Annotated in this window: 16 protein-coding genes; 13 read left to right on the top strand and 3 right to left on the bottom strand. The window is 71.5% G+C overall.

Going from position 1 to position 15,059, the window contains the following annotated elements; translation table 11 throughout:
* The first annotated feature begins 1 nt into the window (after nucleotide 1).
* The 5 genes from OG417_RS51855 (at nucleotide 2) to OG417_RS51835 (ending at nucleotide 4,735) form a co-directional block, all read left to right on the top strand.
* Nucleotides 2–754: an SDR family NAD(P)-dependent oxidoreductase gene (locus tag OG417_RS51855; RefSeq protein WP_329246545.1), complete on the top strand. Its 753-nt coding sequence runs from the start codon at nucleotides 2–4 to the stop codon at nucleotides 752–754.
* A 44-nt stretch (nucleotides 755–798) separates the two neighbouring features.
* The gene (locus tag OG417_RS51850) at nucleotides 799–1,416 is read left to right on the top strand and encodes a UbiX family flavin prenyltransferase (RefSeq protein ID WP_329246541.1); all 618 of its coding nucleotides are present in this window, start codon (nucleotides 799–801) and stop codon (nucleotides 1,414–1,416) included.
* Nucleotides 1,394–2,809 carry a non-oxidative hydroxyarylic acid decarboxylases subunit C gene (locus OG417_RS51845; protein WP_329246538.1) on the top strand — a complete coding sequence of 472 codons (1,416 nt, stop codon included), beginning with the start codon at nucleotides 1,394–1,396 and terminating at the stop codon, nucleotides 2,807–2,809. The genes OG417_RS51850 and OG417_RS51845 overlap by 23 nt, the downstream gene beginning before the upstream one ends.
* Nucleotides 2,806–3,051 (top strand): non-oxidative hydroxyarylic acid decarboxylases subunit D, encoded by a 246-nt coding sequence (locus OG417_RS51840; protein ID WP_329246536.1) that lies wholly within the window; start codon nucleotides 2,806–2,808, stop codon nucleotides 3,049–3,051. Before OG417_RS51845 ends, OG417_RS51840 begins: the two co-directional genes overlap by 4 nt.
* A gap of 214 nt (nucleotides 3,052–3,265) precedes the next feature.
* Entirely contained in the window at nucleotides 3,266–4,735 is a 1,470-nt protein-coding gene (locus tag OG417_RS51835) for a serine hydrolase domain-containing protein (protein ID WP_329246533.1), read from the top strand.
* Nucleotides 4,736–4,747: 12 nt separating this feature from the next.
* On the opposite strand, the gene OG417_RS51830 is transcribed toward OG417_RS51835, so the two are convergent.
* Complete coding sequence (locus OG417_RS51830; protein WP_329246531.1) at nucleotides 4,748–5,521, bottom strand: IclR family transcriptional regulator; 774 nt, start codon at nucleotides 5,519–5,521, stop codon at nucleotides 4,748–4,750.
* 60 nt (nucleotides 5,522–5,581) lie between these two features.
* Between OG417_RS51830 and OG417_RS51825 the strand changes: the two genes are divergently transcribed.
* Genes OG417_RS51825 through OG417_RS51810 form a run of 4 tightly spaced genes read left to right on the top strand, consistent with a single transcriptional unit; the run spans nucleotide 5,582 to nucleotide 10,209 of the window.
* A complete protein-coding gene (locus tag OG417_RS51825) occupies nucleotides 5,582–6,838 on the top strand; it encodes an FAD-dependent oxidoreductase (protein ID WP_329246530.1) in 1,257 nt (418 codons plus the stop codon).
* Between the two features lie 35 nt (nucleotides 6,839–6,873).
* Nucleotides 6,874–8,232 (top strand): MFS transporter, encoded by a 1,359-nt coding sequence (locus OG417_RS51820; protein WP_329246528.1) that lies wholly within the window; start codon nucleotides 6,874–6,876, stop codon nucleotides 8,230–8,232.
* Between the two features lie 13 nt (nucleotides 8,233–8,245).
* Nucleotides 8,246–9,343, top strand: coding sequence for a cupin domain-containing protein (locus OG417_RS51815; RefSeq protein ID WP_329246526.1), 1,098 nt, complete (start codon nucleotides 8,246–8,248; stop codon nucleotides 9,341–9,343).
* On the top strand, nucleotides 9,340–10,209 hold the full coding sequence (locus tag OG417_RS51810) for a fumarylacetoacetate hydrolase family protein (RefSeq protein ID WP_329246523.1): 870 nt from the start codon (nucleotides 9,340–9,342) through the stop codon (nucleotides 10,207–10,209). Before OG417_RS51815 ends, OG417_RS51810 begins: the two co-directional genes overlap by 4 nt.
* Nucleotides 10,210–10,226: 17 nt before the next feature.
* Here OG417_RS51810 and OG417_RS51805 read toward each other — a convergent pair whose 3' ends face one another.
* Nucleotides 10,227–10,994, bottom strand: a complete 768-nt coding sequence (locus tag OG417_RS51805; protein WP_329246520.1) for a hypothetical protein — start codon at nucleotides 10,992–10,994, stop codon at nucleotides 10,227–10,229.
* Nucleotides 10,991–11,290, bottom strand: coding sequence for a PadR family transcriptional regulator (locus OG417_RS51800; protein WP_329246517.1), 300 nt, complete (start codon nucleotides 11,288–11,290; stop codon nucleotides 10,991–10,993). Before OG417_RS51800 ends, OG417_RS51805 begins: the two co-directional genes overlap by 4 nt.
* A gap of 82 nt (nucleotides 11,291–11,372) precedes the next feature.
* On the opposite strand from OG417_RS51800, the gene OG417_RS51795 reads away from it, so the two are divergent.
* The 4 genes from OG417_RS51795 to OG417_RS51780 are packed head-to-tail and all read left to right on the top strand — an operon-like array spanning nucleotide 11,373 to nucleotide 15,059.
* Nucleotides 11,373–12,377, top strand: a complete 1,005-nt coding sequence (locus OG417_RS51795) for a hypothetical protein (protein WP_329246514.1) — start codon at nucleotides 11,373–11,375, stop codon at nucleotides 12,375–12,377.
* Nucleotides 12,378–12,424: 47 nt separating this feature from the next.
* On the top strand, nucleotides 12,425–13,357 hold the full coding sequence (locus tag OG417_RS51790; RefSeq protein ID WP_329246511.1) for an ABC transporter ATP-binding protein: 933 nt from the start codon (nucleotides 12,425–12,427) through the stop codon (nucleotides 13,355–13,357).
* Nucleotides 13,344–14,141 carry an ABC transporter permease gene (locus OG417_RS51785; protein WP_329246508.1) on the top strand — a complete coding sequence of 266 codons (798 nt, stop codon included), beginning with the start codon at nucleotides 13,344–13,346 and terminating at the stop codon, nucleotides 14,139–14,141. The genes OG417_RS51790 and OG417_RS51785 overlap by 14 nt, the downstream gene beginning before the upstream one ends.
* Nucleotides 14,142–14,192: 51 nt before the next feature.
* Nucleotides 14,193–15,059, top strand: coding sequence for an ABC transporter permease (locus tag OG417_RS51780; protein ID WP_329246505.1), 867 nt, complete (start codon nucleotides 14,193–14,195; stop codon nucleotides 15,057–15,059).

Below are 15,059 nucleotides of genomic sequence, written 5' to 3'. Positions count from 1 at the left end.
GATGACCACGGAGCCGGGAAGGGTGGCCCTGATCGCCGGCGGAAGCCGCGGCATCGGCGCGGCGACCTCGCGCCTGCTCGCCTCACGGGGCATGCGCGTGGTGGTGAACTACCGGTCCAGCGTCGAGGACGCGGAGGAGGTGGTCGCCTCCATCCACGCCCGTGACGGTGAGGCCATGGCGGTACGGGCCGACGTGGACGACCCGCCGCAGGTGCACGCGCTCGTGGAGGCGGTGGCGACGCGCTGGGGCGCGATCGACGTCATGGTGAACACCGCGCTGATCCCGTACGCCATCAAGTCCTTCCAGGAGATGAGCTGGGAGGAGTTCGGCGGCAAGATCCACGACGAGATGCTGGCCGCCTTCGAGCTCACCAAGGCCGTGACACCGGCCATGGTCGACAAGAGGTACGGCCGGATCGTCCATGTGGCGACCGATCTGGCCCGGCACCCACGAGCGGGCATGATGGCCTTGGGCAGCGCGAAAGCCGCGCTGGTGCAGTTCACCCGCTATGTGGCCCAGGAGCTGGGGCCCTACGGCATCACCGTCAACGTCGTCTCGCCCGGTCCGGTCGACACGCGGATCGGCGCGTCGCGTTCCCGGGAGCTGGAGGACCGGATCGTGGCGTCGACGCCGCTGCGGCGCATCGCCCGGCCGGAGGACGTGGCCGAGACCATCGCCTTCTTCGCCGGCGACGGGAGCGGATTCCTGACCGGCACCTGCACCCCCGTCAACGGCGGACTGGCCATGGACTAGACGCGGTCACGGGAAAGCGCACGGCCACGGGGGAAGGAGAAGGCATGCGACTGGTGATCGGGATGACCGGCGCGACAGGAGCCGTGCTGGGCATCCGGCTGCTGGAACGCCTACGCGACCTCGAGGTGGAGACCCATCTGGTCCTCAGCCGGTGGGCCCGTACCACCATCGAGCTGGAAACGCCGTACCGCGTACGGGAGGTCGCGGCCCTGGCCACGGTGGTGCACGGCGCCGCGGACCACACCGCACCGATCGCGAGCGGATCGTTTCCGACCGCCGGCATGATCGTGGCGCCGTGCAGCATGAAGACGCTCGCGGCCATCCGTCACGGTTACGGCGAGGGGCTGATCCCTCGCGCCGCGGACGTCACGCTCAAGGAGCGCCGTCGCCTGGTGCTGATGGCCCGGGAGGCACCGCTCAGCGAGATCCACCTGGAGAACATGCTCGCGCTCGCCCGGATGGGCGTGGTGGTCCTGCCGCCCGTGCTCGGCTTCTACGACGATCCCCGGAGCCTGGACGACGTGGTCGCGCACCTCACCGCCCGGGTGCTGGACCAGTTCGGGCTGGACTCGCCCGCGGCCAAGCGCTGGACCGGCCTGCCCCGTCCCGCGGACGAGGCGTCATCCGGGAGGAGATCTGATGCCGTACGCCGACCTGCGTGAGTTCCTGCGGGCCCTGGAGAAGGCCGGGCAGCTGCTGCGCATCACCGACGAGGTCATGCCCGAACCGGACCTCGGCGCGGCGGCACGCGCCGCGAACAACCTGGGCGACCGCTCCCCGGCGCTGCTGTTCGACAACATCCACGGCTACCGGGACGCGACCGTGGCGCTCAACGTCATCGGCTCGTGGCCCAACCACGCGCTGATGATGGGGCTGCCTGCCGACACCCCGGTGAAGGAGCAGTTCTTCGCCTTCGCCGAACGCTACCGCGCCTTCCCGGTCGCGCCCGAGCGCCGAGGCGCCGCGCCCTGGCAGGAGGTCGGCGTCCGCCACGGCATCAACCTGTTCGAACTGCTGCCGCTGTTCCGCCTCAACCGGCACGACGGCGGCTTCTACATCGACAAGGCCTGCGTGGTCACCCGTGACCCGGACGATCCCGCCGACTTCGGCAGACAGAACGTCGGCATCTACCGCCTCCAGGTCAAGGGCCCCGACGTCCTTGGCATCCAGCCGGTGCCCCAGCACGACGCCGGCCTGCACCTGCGCCTGGCCGAGGAACGCGGGGAGAACCTGCCGATCGCGATCGCGGTGGGCACCGAACCCGTCATCGGCGTCGTGGCCGGCATGCCCCTGGCCTACGACCAGTCCGAGTACGAGATGGCCGGCGCCATCCAGGGCGCCCCCTACTCCATCACCGCCGCGCCGCTGACCGGCCTGGACGTGCCCTGGGGTGCGGAGGTCGTGCTCGAAGGCGAGGTCCTCGCCGGGCGGCGGGAGCTGGAGGGTCCCTTCGGGGAGTTCACCGGGCACTACACCGGCGGGCGCCGCCTGCCGGTGGTGAGGATCCACCAGGTGTCCATGCGACCGCGTCCGATCTTCGAACAGCTCTATCTGGGCATGCCCTGGACCGAGCTCGACCACATGGTGGGCATCAACACCTGCGTGCCGTTGTACGAGCAGCTCAAGGCGGACTTCCCGGAGATCGAAGCCGTCAACGCGATGTACACCCACGGCCTGGTCGCCATCATCTCCACCCGGCGGCGGTACGGCGGCTTCGCCAAGGCCGTCGGGCTGCGGGCGCTGACCACCCCGCACGGGCTGGCCTACTGCAAGGTCGTCATCGTGGTCGACGAGACGGTGGACCCCTTCAACCTGCCGCAGGTGATGTGGGCCCTGTCCACGAAATTCCACCCCGGCCGTGACACGGTGCGCGTCCCCGGCCTGTCGGTGACGCCCCTCGACCCCGGGTCCGAACCCCCCGGCGTCACCGACAAGCTCATCCTCGACGCCACCACCCCCGTGGCACCGGACGTGCGCGGCCACCACGGCCACCAGGTGCACGATCCGGCGGGGACCGCCCGCTGGGAGGCCTTCCTCAAGGAGCGGCTCGCATGACGGTCGCGACCATCACCTGTCCCCGCTGCCGTTGCGACCAGGCCGCTACGGTGGCCGCCTCACCGGTCCCCGGCTGCTGGACGGTGCACTCCTGCCCGGCCTGCTCCTACACCTGGCGCTCCACCGAACCGCCCGAAGCCACCGATCCCAAACGCTTTCCGTCCGCCTTCACCATCGACACCGATACCATTTCCACTCTTCCGGAGTTTCCGGCGATTCCCGCCCGCCGCGGCGACGGTTAAAGTGCCGCCATCGAGAATGCCGACCCGGCGCCAAGTACGACCTCCAGCGTTTCGGTGAAGCCCGCCGAGGGGACGACGTAAGTGGATCATGCGGCATGAACTGAGAATGGTGAGCCGTTGACATGTTTCTCGCCCTAGGGAAGTCGCCGCTGCGAGGCATGGTCCTTACCTGAGAACGCGGTCCGTTGTCTCGTTTTGCCAGGGCGGTTGCTTCATGGGGATTTCGAAGAGCATGGCGATCGCCGTGTCCGGCTCGGTTCTCGTCGGATGTGCCTCTCTCGCCGCGGGCGCCGTCACGGCCGGCGCGGCGGTGAAAGCCGGCCCCGGCGATGGCTGCTGCGGGCCCCACGGTGACCGGTCGCGCGACCTCACCCCGAACCGCCATCGGCAACGGGTCATCGCCGGAATCCGGAACGGCAACGTCAACAAGAGCCGCAGCGACGTGCGGAAACGCCGGCACCGTGAACCCGAGTCCATCGCGCCCGCCTCCGGCGCGACCGCGTCGTCCGCTCCTCTGGCTCCCGATCCGCTGCCCACCTCACCGGCGCCGCCGGGCGATCCGACCGCCGCGGCGATGCGGGCGTACCTGCGGGGCCTGGCCGAGAACGGCTTCACCGGGTCGGTGCAGGTGGTTCGCCGTGGGCAGGTGCTGGCGCGTTTCGCCGCCGGCGAGGCCGACGAGAAGAACCACATTCCCCTCCGGCCGGACACGGTATTCCGGCTCGCCTCGGTCACCAAGCAGTTCACCGCGATGCTCATTCTCAAACTGCGCGACCAGGGGCTGCTCCGCCTCGACGACCCGGTCTGCCCGTACCTCATTCCGACATTCATCAAGGCCTGTCCCAAGGCGTGGCGGACCATCACGGTCCGCGAGACCGTCACGCATACCTCGGGAATTCCCGATATCCAGAACCTGCCGGGCTTCTACGCAAAACTCTCGCAGCCGACCACCATTCAGGAGCTCATCCAGCGGTTCATCACCCTGCCACTGGACTTCCCGCCCGGTACGAGCTGGAAGTACACCAACTCCGGCTTCATCCTGGCCGGGGCGATCATCGAGACGGTGACGCACAAGCCGTACGGCTCCGTACTGCACGATGAGATCACCGGGCCGCTGAAGCTTCCCAACACGGGCTTCAGCCCGGGAGATCCGCCTCCCGGGTACGCGAAGGGCTACTTCACGCTCGGGTCGCCCGCCCCGCCCATCAACGGCTCCCAGGCGTACTCCGCGACCGGCATCTTCTCCACCACCGACGACCTCGTCCGCTGGGACCGCTCGTTCGGCGCGTACCTGGTCGCGCCACCCGCCACCGTCAGGGAGGCGTTCACGCCCCAGGCGCCGTGCCCGCCCGGCGGCTGCCTCAACCTGCCGTCGTACGCGTACGCCTTCGGCTGGCTCCTCGACCGGCTGGACGGGCACCGTTTCTCCCCGACCAACCCGCCCCGACCGACCTCCCGTGTCTCCCCGACCGACCCGCCCCGACCGACCTCCCGTTTTTCCCCGACCAACCCGCCCCGACCGACCTCCCGGCTCGTGTACCACCCCGGTCTTCTCCAGGGCTACACCGCGAGCAACATGTACCTGCCCGACGACGACATCGAGGTGGTCGTGCTCAGCAACGTGCAGGACACCGACACCAACGGCATCGCCCGCCACCTGGCCGAGATGGCCCTGGAGTCCTAGACGAAGCGCGGGCTACAGCTCGGCCAGCAGGCGCTCCTCGATCGTCTTGGCGGCCTCGGTGACCAGGGGCGCCAGGGAGTGGGCCGTGCCGAGATCGGGCATCCGGCTCGCCGGGACGACGACCGCGACGGCGGCGAGCGGGGCGCCGGTGAGGTCGCGCAGGGCCGCGGCGACCGCGCAGATTCCCGTCTCGCCCTCTTCCATGTTGATCGCGTAGCCGGTGCGGCCGATCTCTTCCAGCTCCCGCTGCAGGGCCTCCCATGAGACGACGGACGCGATGGTGCGCGCGCTCAGGTCCTGACCGGCGTAGCGGCGGCTCAGCTCGGTGAGGGACAGGGCGGCGAGGATGGCCTTGCCGCCGGCCGTGCAGTGGGCGGGAATGACGACGCCGGTGCGATCGCCGACGCGTACGGTGCGCGGGCTCTCGACGCAGTCGATGAAGCGCACGTCCCGGCCTTCGAGCAGGCTCAGGCTGGTCGTCTCGCCGGTCTGGTCGCGCAGCTCCTCCAGCACGGGATGCGCGACGCGGCGGATGTCGATGCGACCGATGGCGGAGAGGCCGATCTCGTTCAGCACGGGCCCGGGCCGGTAGGCGCCGTTGGGCCGGTCCTGCAGGACGAAGCCGTGGTGCCGCAGCGCGGACAGCAGGCGGTGCGCGGTCGACCGCGCCACACCGAGCAACTCGGCGGCCTCGGCGACCCGCAGCACCTTGCGCTCCCCGATCAGGCGCAGCAGCCGGAGCGCGTTGTCCACGGAACTCAGCCCGCTGGGCGAAGGATTTCCCATAGCGGAACTTTATCCACAACTATTCCATTCTGGAGAACTTGCCACTTATGGTCCCGTGCCATGGATGACACAAGCGCAAAGCCGGTGGTGGTCGTGGGTGCCGGCCCGGTCGGCATGACGGCCACCGCGGCGCTCGCACGGCACGGTGTGCCGGCGGTGCTGGTGGAGGCCGACCCGGAGCCACGGCCGGACTGGCGCGCCTCGACGTTCCACGCCGCCACGCTGGAGCTGCTGGACGAGCTCGACATCACCGGCACGATGCACGACGAGGGCCTGGTGGTGCCCAAGTACCAGTTCCGCGACCGCGCGGAGGGCCTGATCGCCGAGTTCGACCTGGGCCTGCTCCGGGACGAGACGCGGTACCCGTACCGGCTCCAGCTCAACCAGCAGCGGCTGGTACGCATGCTGTACGACCGGCTGCGCGAGGCGTCCGGCGTGCGCATGCTCTTCGGCCATCGCTTCACCGGGGTGACCGATACCCCGGAGGGCGTCGAGGTCACCGTCCAGACCCCGGACGGCGGCACCGAGACGCTACGGGGGTCCTACCTCATCGGCGCGGACGGCGCCGCGAGCTCGGTGCGCAAGGCGCTCGGCGTCCCCTTCGAGGGCCACACCTACTCCGAGCGGTTCCTCATCGTCAGCACCCCGGTGGACATGCGCGAGCAGGTGCCCGGCATCGCCGAGGTGAACTACGTCGCGGACCCCGAGGAGTGGCTGTTCATTCTGCGCACGCCCGAGTCGTGGCGCGTGCTGTGGCCGGTGCCGGAGGGCGTGCCGGCCGAGGAGGCCACGCGGCCGGCGGTGATGCAGGAGCATCTGCAGTCCGTCGCCCCCTTCGAGGGCGGCTACCCGATCGTCGATCACCAGATCTACAACGTGCACCAGCGCGTCGCGGCGACGTTCCGTACCGGGAACGCCTTCCTGATCGGCGACGCCGCGCACATCAACAGCCCGGTCGGCGGCGTCGGTCTCAACAGCGGGATCCACGACGCGATGGATCTCATCCGCCGGCTGGTCCGGGTCCACAGGGACGGCGCGGACGCCGACGCCGAGTTCGACGCGTTCTCCACCTGCCGCCGCCGTATCGCCCTGGAGTACGTGCGCGCCGACACCGAGCGCAACACCCAGCGGCTGAAGGAACGCGACGAGGCCGTCCGCGAGGAACAGCGCGGCGAGCTGCGCCAGATCGCCGGGGACCCCGATCGCGCCCGTGCCTGGCTGCGGCGGGTCTCCCTTCTTGAAAGCGTGCGCCGCTTCGGCATCGGCACGCCCCCCGAACGTCTCTCCGAGCTGCTGACCGTCCCCCAACCGGCCTGACCCCTGTTTTCCCCCGATCCGGTCAAGGAGTCCTCATGGCCGTACCCGCCCCCCACCGGGTCGACGCGCACGCGGAGCTCAGAGGCGCGTCGATGTCCCGGTTCCACTGGATGCTCACCGGTGTGGTCCTGCTCATCACCATCTTCGACGGCTACGACACGCTGAACGCCTCCTACGTGATCCACTACGTGGTCAAGCCGTGGGGCCTCAGCCATTCCCAGACCGGATTCCTGGTGTCCGCCGGGTTGATCGGCTTCGCGGTCGGCGCACTCGCGCACGGCCCGATCGCCGACCGGTACGGGCGGCGGCCGGTGCTCGTCGGCGCGTTGTTCCTGGCGGGTGCGGGCAGCCTGCTCACCGCGGTCCTGGCGGACTCGTTCGTCTCGTTCGTCGCGCTCCGCGGGTTCACCGGGCTCGGCCTCGGCGTGCTCATGCCGCTGGGCACCGCCTACATCAACGAGTTCGCGCCCGACGCCGCACGCAGCCGGATGGTCTCGATCGCGCAGTCCGGGTACGCCTTCGGCGGCGTGTTCGCCTCCGGAGTGGGCATCTGGCTGACGCCCGCGCACGGCTGGCAGATCCTTTACTGGGTGGGCGGGGCGTCCGTCCCGCTGGCGATCGCCCTGTGGTGGCTGCTGCCCGAGTCGGTGGAGTACCTCGCCATGCGCGACCGGCAGGCGGAGGCGATCGCCGCGCTGCGCCGGATACGGCGTGACCGTGTCTACGAGGGGGCGGCGCTGGCCGAACCCCGGCACGAGCGGGCCCGCACGGGGGAGATCGTGCGGTCCCTGCTCTCCTCGCGGTACCAGCGAACCACGATCATCCTGTGGATCTGCGCCTTCATGGTGCTGTTCGACATCTACGGCCTGGCCGGGTGGATGCCGACGCTCATGGAGGCGCGCGGCAGCGGCTTCGGGGAGTCGTTCTCGTTCGGCGCACTGCTGCAGATCGGCGGCATCGCCGGCGGTCTGTGCGTCGCGCTGCTGGACGACGGCGGGCGTGCCGACCTGCGCCGCGGCATGATCGGCCTGCAGGTCGTGAGCGTGGCCGCGGTCATCCTCGTCGCGCTCGTCGACACGACGGCGACGAACATGATCCTCGTGCTGGTCGCGGGCTTCGGCATCATCGGCGGGCAGTTCGTCCTCAACAACCTGTGCGCTCGCTCGTACCCGACCAACATGCGCGGCACCGGAGTCGGCGCGATGTTCGGCGTCGGCCGCGTCGGCGGCATCCTCGGCCCGTACGTCGGCGGCTGGCTGCTCGGATGGTTCGACGGGGACAACGCGGTGCTCTTCTACGCCGTCGCCATCGCGGCCGCCGTCGCCGCGCTGTCCATGTTCGCCCTGGGCGGTCAGAAGAGCGCCGTGCCCGTCCCGGCCGAGCAGTCGGCCTGATCGGAGGAGATTCATGACGACCGATGCGACGGCGACCGGCGCCGACCGGGAGCTGGACACCTTCTACCGCGACGTCGACGCCGCCGGCCTGACGCCGCTGTGGACGATCACCGAGGAGCTGCTCACCCCGGTACCGCGCCCGAAGGCCGTGCCGTGGCTGTGGCCGGCCCGTACCTATCGCCCGCTCGCCGAGCGCGCGATCGGGCTGATCCCGATCGAGCGCGGCGGCGAACGCCGGGTGCTGAGCCTGCGCAACCCGGGGCTCGGCGGACGTCCGTACGCGGCGGGCACGCTGTGGGGAGCGGTGCAGTGCCTCGGCCCGCACGAGACCGCGCCGGCGCACCGGCACACACCGGGCGCGATCCGCTTCGTCATCGAGGGCGACGGGGTGTTCACCACGGTCAACGGCGACGCCTGTGACATGCACCCCGGAGACCTGGTCCTCACCCCGGGCTGGGCCTGGCACGACCACTCCAACCCCTCCGACGGGACGATGTTCTGGTTCGACGGCCTGGACCTGCCGATGATCGAGGCTCTGGACGGCGTGTTCTTCGAGCCGCACCCCGACCTGAACCAGCCCGTGGAGGGCCCGCACAACCGCTCGGAGGCGGTGGCCGGCCCGCGGTTCGCGGACGCGCCGGTCACCGGCGAGCTGGACCCCGAGCCCTCGCCGCTGCTCGTCTACCGCTGGGCCGACACCGCCGCCGAACTGGACCGCCGGGCCGAGGCACGGCCCGACGACTCCGAGGTGGAGCTCGAGTACGTGAACCCGCGATCGGGCGCCAGCGTGCTGCCGACCCTGGCGTGCGGGATGCACCGCGTCATCGCCGGACGGTCCACGGCGCCGCTGCGCCGCGCGGGCAACCAGGTCCGGGTCGTCCACCGAGGGCACGGCCACAGCGTGATCGACGGCCGCCGCTTCGACTGGGGTCCGGGCGACATGTTCGTGGTCCCGTCCTGGGCGGCCGCCGAACATCACGCGGCCGAGACCGCCGACATGTTCACCATCGGCGACAGCCCTGTCCTGCGTGCCCTCGGCATCTACCGCGAGCAGAGGCTGCCGGCGCCGCAGCAGGTCACGTCCGTTTTCCGTACCGGAGAAGACGCATGAAACTGGCCCTGTTCGACGACAACCGCCTCGGAGTGGTCACCGATGCGGCGATCACCGACGTGACGACGGCGCTGCCCTGGCCGCACGACCCCGACCCGCTCACCGCCGGATGGTGGCGCGCCCTGTGCCGTGACTTCGCCGCCGTACGGGCCGATGTGGAGAAGGCGGTCACCGGCCTGCCGTCGCAACCGCTGGACGCCGTACGGCTGCGCGCACCGGCGCTGAGCCCGTCCAAGATCGTCGCCTGCGCGAGCAACTACGCCGCGCATGTCGAGGAGATGCACGCCGTCCAGGAACGGACGCTGGGCCAGGTCGAGTCGTGGATGATGAACTTCGACGTCTTCCTCAAGGCCCCGTCGTCGCTGACCGGCCCCGGCGAGCCGATCGTGCTGCCCGAGGCGGAGATCGCCGCCGGGCACGAGATCCACCATGAGGCCGAACTCGTGATCGTGGTCGGCCGCGGCGGACGCGACATCCCCGAGGAGCGGGCGCTGGAGCACATCCTCGGCTACACGGCGGGACTCGACGTCACCGTGCGCAGCGCCGCCGACCGTTCCCGGCGCAAGAGCCACGACACGTTCAGCCCGGTCGGTCCGTGGATCACCACCGCCGACGAGCTGCCCGACCCGGCGAACCTGACCATCGACCTGGTCCTCAACGGAACCGACCGGCGCCAGCACGTCACGACGAAGGACCTCATCACTTCGGTGCCCGCCATCGTCTCGTACGCCTCGCACATGATGACCCTGCTGCCGGGCGATCTCATCTTCACCGGGGCTCCCCCCGGCGTCGGCCCGATCCACCGCGGCGACCGGCTCGACATGGCCATCAGCGGAATCGGCCGCATGCACACCCCGGTCACCTGACCCCCTCCCCTTGGGGGTCACTCGTGGGCGGTGAGGTGGTGGGTGTCGCGGAGTAGGAGAACGAAGGCGGCCAGCAGGAGGAGCAGGCCGAGGCCGGTCGCGGTCGCCGGCAGGTCGTGTCCGGCACGCTGGGAGAAGCGGAGAAGGGCGGCGGCGTTCGCCGCCGATCCCGCGATCAGGATGGCCGTGCCCGCGCGGAGGCGGCGGGGGCGCGGCGGGTCGACGAGTGAGCCGGCGGCGGCGATGGCCCGGCAGGTCTGGACGGCACCCAGCGCCAGCGCCGCCCACCAGCAGGCGACCACGGCGGCGCGTACGACGGGCGGCGCGCCGCCGGCGCCCACGTGGACGGCGATGACGACGCCCGCCCCGAGCGTCGCCGGGAGGGCGAGACGGGTCACGCCGATCCGGCACGTCGCCGCGAGGGCGCGGAGGCCGGGGCGCGGGGCGAGCACCAGCAGTCCCGCGAGAATCAGCGACATCCCCGCCGACATGAGCGGAGCGTGGCCGGCCGCGTGTGCGGACCGCCCGCCCAGCTCCACGGTGATCATCGAAACGAACCCGCAGGCGAGCGCGACCGCCACGGCCATCGTCGTCATCCGCAGCCTGCGCCGGCGCGGCGACGCGTCCGGCCAGATCGCCGGATGCAGCCAGAGGTCGGCGATGCCGGCCAGGGTGCCCGGCAGGGCCCGCCATCCGGCCGTCCGAAGCTCGGCCTCCAGGTCGAGGCCCCAGCGGGCGCGGACAGGGCGGGGATACAGGCCGAGCAGGAGCGGGGTGAACCTCATGCGGGCCGGACCCCGAGGCTGCGCAGGCCGACCGAGGCGACGTGCGCCATCGTCCGCAGCTCCCGCTCCAGGGCGGTGCGGCCCTCGTCGGTCAGGCGGAGCGGGCGCTGCCGGCCTTCCTCGGCCAGCGGCTCGATGAGCTGCTTGGCCTCCAGCCGGGTCAGCGCGCCGTAGAGACTGCCCGGACCGAGCCGCTGGCCGGTGAGCTGCTCGATCGCCGTGTTGATCGCATACCCGTGCAGCGGGCCGTCCGCGAGGACGGTGAGCACCAGCATCTGGGCGTCGTTGCTGTGCATGGCTCCCCTCCCTGGCATGGGCCACGATACTACTTGGCGCGTATTACTTGCCACGTACTACGCGTCGCGTACTATGGCCGCCATGGAACACACGGACGGGAACGGACGAACGCCGCTGGTCGCCATCCTGGGATGCCTGGGCACGGCGGGCTTCTTCGAGGCGGTGACCGTTCTGGCCACCCAGGACAAGACGGTCAGGGCGGCCAGCCCATGGCAGGACGACCCGTACGACGCGGTCGTGTCGTTGACGCAGTTCGCGGTGCCGATGCTCGCGCTGGTGATCGCCCTGCGGCTGGCGGCCTGGCGGGCGCCCGGCGGCCCGGACCGCGAGCAGCAGACGGCGCGCGCGGCCGGGGTGATGACCGCGCTGGTCGGGATCACCCTGGTCTTCGAGTGGGCCGCGGTCGTCGTCCGGGCACACGCCCCGTCCTGGGACACGTGGACGTCGGTGCTGATCGGCGGGCTGGCCGCGGCCTCCCTCCTCACCGTCACCGCGACGGTGATGCTGGCGCGGGGCCGCCGGCCGCGCGGCTCGTTCCGCCGATGGCGGCACGACTGGCTCGGCGACGTCGTCCTGCTCTGCGCGCGGGTCCGCGTGCTGCGGCGCTGGGCCGGACCGGACGCCGCGGCCTGGGTGCGGCGGCGCGCGATGACCGTGTTCGTCACGCTGAGCGTGCTGGCCGCAGCGGCGGTCACCGGCTCGCAGGCCATCGGTGAACGATGGACCGATCCGCTGCTCATCGCCTGGATGCTGGTGGTCCAGACGACCTCCGACCTCGCGTTCTGTGTGATCAGCAACGCGGTCGCCGGATTCGTCGCCCGTCCGCCCCGCACCCGTACCCGCCGTGTCGTCGAGACCGCGGTGGTCGCCGGATGCGTCGCGATCCACCTCGCGACCGCGTTCCGTGACGCGCTGTGGCCAGGGGCGCGCCCGCTGACGTCCGTACCGGATCTGGTCGCCTTCACGCTCGGGACCGGGCTGCTCACGTCTTTGGTCGTCGCCGGGACGCGGCTCGTACTGGCCCGTCACCCGGACCCGCCGGCGGGCCCGGGTGGGGGACCGGCGCATCCGCTCACCCAGCGCTGACGACCCCAGCACTGACGACCCCGGCACGCACCTGTGAAAGGCACCCGATGGAACCCTCCACCGACCCGATGATCCGCGCCCGTGAGCTGTCCAAACGGTACGGACGCACACAGGCCGTCAGCGAGCTCGGCTTCGCCGTCGAGTCCGGCCAGATCTGCGGCCTGCTCGGCCCCAACGGGGCGGGCAAGACCTCCACGATGCGGATGCTGGTCGGCCTGTCCGCCCCGGACACCGGATGCGCGGAGATCCTCGGCTCGACGGTCGCCCTCGGCGCCGGCGTGCTCCGCCGCGTCGGCGTCCTCATCGACGGTCCCGCGTTCGTCCCCCACCTGTCCGGCCTCGGCAACCTCAGGCTCCTGTGGTCGGCGACACGACGCGCCTGGCCACCGCCCGCGCTGGACGACGCGCTCGACCTCGCCGGGCTCGGTCCGGCGATCGACCGGAAGGTCAAGGGCTACTCGATGGGCATGAAACAACGGCTGATGCTGGCCCAGGCCCTCATGCGCGCACCCGACGTGCTGATCCTCGACGAGCCGGCCAACGGGCTGGACCCCGCCGAGGTGCGGGCCCTGCGCGAGCACCTCGCGGCGCTCGCCCGGCACGGCGCGGCGGTGCTCGTGTCCAGCCACCAGCTGGCCGAGGTACAGCAGCTCGCGACCCACATCGTCGTCATGAACCACGGCCGCCTGGTCACCGCCGGGCCGCTCGCCGGCCTGCTCGACGACACCAGCACCTACCGCGTCCAGGTGGACGACGGCGAGCAAGCGGCCACCGTGCTGCGCCGTACGGCGGGCGCCGCGACGATCACCGTCCGAGGCGGGGAAGTCACCGTCACCGCCCCCGGCGTTCCCGCACGCGAGCTCGTCCACGCACTGGTCACGGCCGGCGTCGGCGTCACCGCCGTGCACCAGGCGAGCCGGTCCCTGGAAGAGGTGTTCCTCACCATGACCCGAGGAGACGACGACCATGCTGCGCGTTGAACTGACCACCCAGCTGCTCCGTGTCCGCAGCCTCATCGCGCTCGCCTGCCTGGCCGCCGTGCCGGTGGCGGCCGGGTTCGCGACCGCCTCCCACGCCGGGCACCGCAACGGCACCCAGGGCGGCCTGTTCGGCGCGTCCACCTACTCCGCGCTCAACCACACCATGGCGAGCCTGGAGTTCATCGCGCCCCTGCTGCTTCCCATCGCGGTCGCGCTGCCGGCCACGGCGATCGCGTCCGCCGACCGGGACTGGGGGACACTGCGCTATCTCTACGTCGCCCCGGTCACCCGGTCGCGGCTGCTGGCCGGCAAGCTCGCCGCCGTCGCCGTCACCACCCTCGCCGCCACCGCGTGCGTGCTCGTGGCCGGGCTGCTCAGCGGCCTCGCGCTGTTCGGCTGGCATCGTTTCCACGTCATCGGCGCACCCACGCTGACCACCGGCGCCGCCCTCGGCCGTGTCCTGGCCGCCGGCGGGTACACCTTCCTGTGCATGCTGAGCATCGCGGCGATCGCCTTCGCCCTCGGAGTGCTGCTGCCCCGCGGCGCCGAAGCCCTCGGCGCCGCCATCGCCTTCGTCGTCGTGGCCGGCATCCTCAACGGCCAGTCCGCGCTCCACGCCGTGACCGTGGTCCTCCCCGTGCACTACTGGCAGAGCTGGGCGCACCTGTTCGACCCGGCCGGCGCCGCCCACCTCGGCACCGGAACCGCGGCGCAGATCGCCACGATGGTCCTGGCCACCGGCCTCGCCGTTCTCGTGCTCAGCCGGCGGGACCCGGCGGCATGACACTCGCCTCCCCGATTGCCTGGTCGATTCGGCCGGCACCAGGATCGAGGCATGACTGTGCACGATGGGCTCTGGTCGGCCATGGAGGTCGCGGGGCGGTCCACGTTGCTGCCGGTCGGCCCGGCCCTCGGTGTCGTGATGGCGGTGCTGGCCCTCGTCGGGACGGCCGTGGCGGCCGTCGGCCGGCTGGGGTACGGCCCGGCCGTACTGCGTTCCGGCGTGCGCGCGGCGGTCCAGCTCGCGCTCGTGTCCGTGGTCATCGCCGCGATCACCCGGTCGATCCCGCTGACGCTGGCCTTCGTCGTGCTCATGTACGGGGTTGCCGCCCGGGTCGCCGGACGGCGCATCACGACCGGCCGGGCGGTGTGGTGGGCGGCGGTACCGATCGGCGTCGCCACCGCGCCCGTCGTCCTCATGCTGGTCGCGACCGGCCTGGTGCCGCCGCGCGGCCTCACGATGATCCCGATCGCCGGCATCCTCATCGGCGGGGCGCTCACCGCCACGACGCTGGCGGGCCGCCGCGCCATGGATGAACTGGCACACCGGCGCGGGGAGGTCGAGGCCGCCCTGTCCATCGGCCTGACCGACCGTGACGCCGCACTGGAGATCTGCCGGCCGCACGCGGCCACCGCGCTCATCCCGGCCCTGGACCAGACCCGGACCGTCGGCCTGGTCACCCTGCCCGGCGCGTTCGTCGGCATGCTGCTGGGCGGCGCGTCGCCGGTCGCCGCCGGCGCCGTCCAGCTGTTCGTCCTCATCGCGCTGCTGGCGGTCGAGGCCGTCGCCATCGTGCTCACCATCGAACTGGTGGCACGCGGACGATTCGGCCACCCGGTCACGATCGCCGTCGCCGGAACGGCGCGTCCACCCCGCGCGGAGCGCCGGCGACGGCAGAGAAAGGACCAGCCGGCACGGTGA

It is taken from the genome of Actinoallomurus sp. NBC_01490, assembly GCF_036227085.1.
GTDB lineage: Bacteria > Actinomycetota > Actinomycetes > Streptosporangiales > Streptosporangiaceae > Actinoallomurus > Actinoallomurus oryzae.
Note: the sequence above shows the minus strand (reverse complement) of the source record. Positions and strands in the feature narration are given on the sequence as shown.

Coding starts and splice junctions, on each gene's coding strand:
- OG417_RS51790 (WP_329246511.1), top strand. CDS start 12,425: ATGGAACCCTCCACCGACCCGATGATCCGCGCCCGTGAGCTGTCCAAA.
- OG417_RS51820 (WP_329246528.1), top strand. CDS start 6,874: ATGGCCGTACCCGCCCCCCACCGGGTCGACGCGCACGCGGAGCTCAGA.
- OG417_RS51810 (WP_329246523.1), top strand. CDS start 9,340: ATGAAACTGGCCCTGTTCGACGACAACCGCCTCGGAGTGGTCACCGAT.
- OG417_RS51815 (WP_329246526.1), top strand. CDS start 8,246: ATGACGACCGATGCGACGGCGACCGGCGCCGACCGGGAGCTGGACACC.
- OG417_RS51855 (WP_329246545.1), top strand. CDS start 2: ATGACCACGGAGCCGGGAAGGGTGGCCCTGATCGCCGGCGGAAGCCGC.
- OG417_RS51845 (WP_329246538.1), top strand. CDS start 1,394: ATGCCGTACGCCGACCTGCGTGAGTTCCTGCGGGCCCTGGAGAAGGCC.
- OG417_RS51835 (WP_329246533.1), top strand. CDS start 3,266: ATGGGGATTTCGAAGAGCATGGCGATCGCCGTGTCCGGCTCGGTTCTC.
- OG417_RS51795 (WP_329246514.1), top strand. CDS start 11,373: ATGGAACACACGGACGGGAACGGACGAACGCCGCTGGTCGCCATCCTG.
- OG417_RS51830 (WP_329246531.1), bottom strand. CDS start 5,521: ATGGGAAATCCTTCGCCCAGCGGGCTGAGTTCCGTGGACAACGCGCTC.
- OG417_RS51840 (WP_329246536.1), top strand. CDS start 2,806: ATGACGGTCGCGACCATCACCTGTCCCCGCTGCCGTTGCGACCAGGCC.
- OG417_RS51785 (WP_329246508.1), top strand. CDS start 13,344: ATGCTGCGCGTTGAACTGACCACCCAGCTGCTCCGTGTCCGCAGCCTC.
- OG417_RS51800 (WP_329246517.1), bottom strand. CDS start 11,290: ATGCACAGCAACGACGCCCAGATGCTGGTGCTCACCGTCCTCGCGGAC.
- OG417_RS51805 (WP_329246520.1), bottom strand. CDS start 10,994: ATGAGGTTCACCCCGCTCCTGCTCGGCCTGTATCCCCGCCCTGTCCGC.
- OG417_RS51850 (WP_329246541.1), top strand. CDS start 799: ATGCGACTGGTGATCGGGATGACCGGCGCGACAGGAGCCGTGCTGGGC.
- OG417_RS51825 (WP_329246530.1), top strand. CDS start 5,582: ATGGATGACACAAGCGCAAAGCCGGTGGTGGTCGTGGGTGCCGGCCCG.
- OG417_RS51780 (WP_329246505.1), top strand. CDS start 14,193: ATGACTGTGCACGATGGGCTCTGGTCGGCCATGGAGGTCGCGGGGCGG.